The following is a 2,231-nucleotide window of genomic DNA, read 5'->3' on the forward strand; positions in this document are numbered from 1 at the left end:
CTGTAACAGCCGCTTTATTGAAAGCTAGCTTGCTCGTTGGGTTTTGATTTTTCATAGTTGTACAATAGTGAATGCAATAGTTGGTAAAATGACAGTTGTAGTAAAGCTTGCTCCGCCGTTTACTTCCTGTAATTGAACTTCATTTAATTCTGTAACAGCCGTTTTATTAAAAACCAGCTTGTTAGTTGGGTTCTGTTTTTTCATAGTTGTACAATAGTGATTACAATAGTTGGATAAATAATAGTTGTAGTAATACTGGCTCCGCCGTTTACTTCCTGTAATTGAACTTCATTCAGTTCTGTAACAGCTGTTTTATTAAAAACCAGCTTGTTGTTTGGGTTTTGTTTTTTCATGTTTATAAATATTTAGGTTATTAATTAAGCTTGTAAAATAGTAATGACAATGCTGGTAGTACGTATAGGTGAACTCAGTGAAGTTCCTCCATCCAGGTTACTCATCTGCATATCGTTTAGTTCGGTAACAGCCACTTTGTTGAAAGCAAGCTTGTTGATTTCGTGCTGTTTTTTCATAGTTCTACAAAAGTTATAATGATTGTTGGCAGGATTGAAACACGGCTTCCGCCTCCGTTTACCGTTTGTAATTGGTTGTCATTTAATTCTGTAACAGCTATTTTATTAAAAACCAGCTTGTTGTTTGGATTTTGATTTTTCATGTTTATAAATATTTAGGTTAATAAATTAAGATTGCATAAGTGTAACGAAGATCAGACTTGTAGTACCTACAAGTGTCGAAGGACCTGTACCGCCGTTTACTTCCAGTAATTGGTTTTCATTTAATTCTGCAACAGCCGCCTTATTAAAGGTGAGTTTGTTGTTTGGGTATTTCTTTTTCATATCTCTAATTTTTAGTTCACTAACTGATCAATAATGATAGTCACTACTATCGTGGTAATAAGGCTTCCGCCGTTTACATCCTGTAATTGGATTTCATTCAGTTCTGTAACAGCTGTTTTATTAAAAGCCAGCTTGTTGTTTGGTTTTTGATTTTTCATGGTTTACGTTTTTAAATTGTTTCTATTTTAGAATAAGGTTGCAATGAATATGGTAATAGGAATCGTTTTAATAGAGTTAGCCCCTCCGTTTACCTGGTTAATTTCATTGTCGTTCAATTCGGTAACTGCTGTTTTGTTAAAAGCCAGCTTACTTTCGGAAATTTGTTTTTTCATGTTGCTTAAATTTTAAAGTGATACATTTTTAAATTTGATCTGTTTATTTTCAGGCATACTTGTGCCAGGTCATTGTCCGGCAGAAAAATGCCGGGCAGTAACGATTTTCATAACGCTCCTCATTAAAAGATCCGGCAGGATTCTCTAATCAGGAACAAGAGGGTTTAGGGAATAAAATAACAGCAGCACTCTAAGGCTGAATATTCTCTATAACCAATACATTTGATTACAGCTGTCAAGTAATAGTGCAGAAATACTTTTGAAAGTGTAAAAATCCAATAGAAAATGATTTTTACCGTGCAGAAGTAATTTACAGTTCACTTGTAAGCATTACATTTTGTTAAATCTTCTCAATATAAAAGAGTCTCCACACTCTGTGTTTTTATATTTCGAAATAAAAATTGTTCTCTTCCGGAATTAAACCGGTTTATTTACATCATTTATGAACCATTAACCAGGTACCGTATCCGGCAGCGATAATAATACTTCTTATTAATTCGCCCGTACCGCCGTGAATATCGTTCAGCTGACCATCATTCAATTCTGCAACAGCTGCTTTATTAAAAACAAGCTTATTGTCTGAATTTTGCTTTTTCATTTTATGATATAGTAAACACTATTGTGTAAATGAAACTTGGAAGAAGGCTCCCACCATTTAAATCCTGTAATTGATTTTCGTTCAATTCGGTAACAACCGCTTTACTAAAAGCCAGTTTGTTATTTGGGTTTTGATTTTTCATTATATAATAGTTTTTAGGTTGTTAATTACATTAAGTCAAAGGTTACTTTCAGGCAGCAGCAGCCGGTACAGGTATCGCCTCCGCCGTCTATAGAGGTTCCTCCGTTAATATTGTTAAGTAAAAAGTCATTTAGTTCTGTAACAGCTGCTTTTTTAAAATACAGTTTGTTATCCAGGTTTATATTTTTCATGAGAATAATAATTAAAGTTTAACAATAGTTATTTTGGTTAATACCGGATTGCAGATACAACCCGAATTGGTATCGCCGTCGTCTTTTACTCCTCCGTTAACATTTCTTAACTGAT

10 protein-coding genes are annotated in these 2,231 nt (G+C 33.8%); all 10 read right to left on the reverse strand.

What is annotated here, in order from left to right:
* Window positions 1-51 precede the first annotated feature (51 nt).
* Window positions 52-204: a class I lanthipeptide gene (locus ACODST_RS27700; RefSeq protein WP_488935330.1), complete on the reverse strand. Its 153-nt coding sequence runs from the start codon at window positions 202-204 to the stop codon at window positions 52-54.
* Window positions 201-353 (reverse strand): class I lanthipeptide, encoded by a 153-nt coding sequence (locus tag ACODST_RS27705; RefSeq protein WP_488935331.1) that lies wholly within the window; start codon window positions 351-353, stop codon window positions 201-203. The genes ACODST_RS27700 and ACODST_RS27705 overlap by 4 nt, the downstream gene beginning before the upstream one ends.
* 24 nt (window positions 354-377) lie before the next feature.
* Complete coding sequence (locus tag ACODST_RS27710) at window positions 378-530, reverse strand: class I lanthipeptide (protein ID WP_488935332.1); 153 nt, start codon at window positions 528-530, stop codon at window positions 378-380.
* The gene (locus ACODST_RS27715; RefSeq protein ID WP_488935333.1) at window positions 527-673 is read right to left on the reverse strand and encodes a class I lanthipeptide; all 147 of its coding nucleotides are present in this window, start codon (window positions 671-673) and stop codon (window positions 527-529) included. The genes ACODST_RS27710 and ACODST_RS27715 overlap by 4 nt, the downstream gene beginning before the upstream one ends.
* A 25-nt stretch (window positions 674-698) precedes the next feature.
* A complete protein-coding gene (locus tag ACODST_RS27720) occupies window positions 699-854 on the reverse strand; it encodes a class I lanthipeptide (protein ID WP_488935334.1) in 156 nt (51 codons plus the stop codon).
* A gap of 11 nt (window positions 855-865) precedes the next feature.
* Window positions 866-1,012: a class I lanthipeptide gene (locus tag ACODST_RS27725; protein ID WP_488935335.1), complete on the reverse strand. Its 147-nt coding sequence runs from the start codon at window positions 1,010-1,012 to the stop codon at window positions 866-868.
* A gap of 27 nt (window positions 1,013-1,039) precedes the next feature.
* Window positions 1,040-1,186: a class I lanthipeptide gene (locus ACODST_RS27730; protein ID WP_488935336.1), complete on the reverse strand. Its 147-nt coding sequence runs from the start codon at window positions 1,184-1,186 to the stop codon at window positions 1,040-1,042.
* A 436-nt stretch (window positions 1,187-1,622) separates the two neighbouring features.
* Window positions 1,623-1,784: a class I lanthipeptide gene (locus ACODST_RS27735; RefSeq protein ID WP_488935337.1), complete on the reverse strand. Its 162-nt coding sequence runs from the start codon at window positions 1,782-1,784 to the stop codon at window positions 1,623-1,625.
* 1 nt (window position 1,785) lies between these two features.
* Complete coding sequence (locus ACODST_RS27740) at window positions 1,786-1,926, reverse strand: class I lanthipeptide (protein WP_488935338.1); 141 nt, start codon at window positions 1,924-1,926, stop codon at window positions 1,786-1,788.
* Between the two features lie 25 nt (window positions 1,927-1,951).
* Window positions 1,952-2,116, reverse strand: coding sequence for a class I lanthipeptide (locus ACODST_RS27745; protein ID WP_488935339.1), 165 nt, complete (start codon window positions 2,114-2,116; stop codon window positions 1,952-1,954).
* Window positions 2,117-2,231: the final 115 nt, after the last annotated feature.

It is taken from the genome of Flavobacterium sp. FG19 (assembly GCF_057809475.1).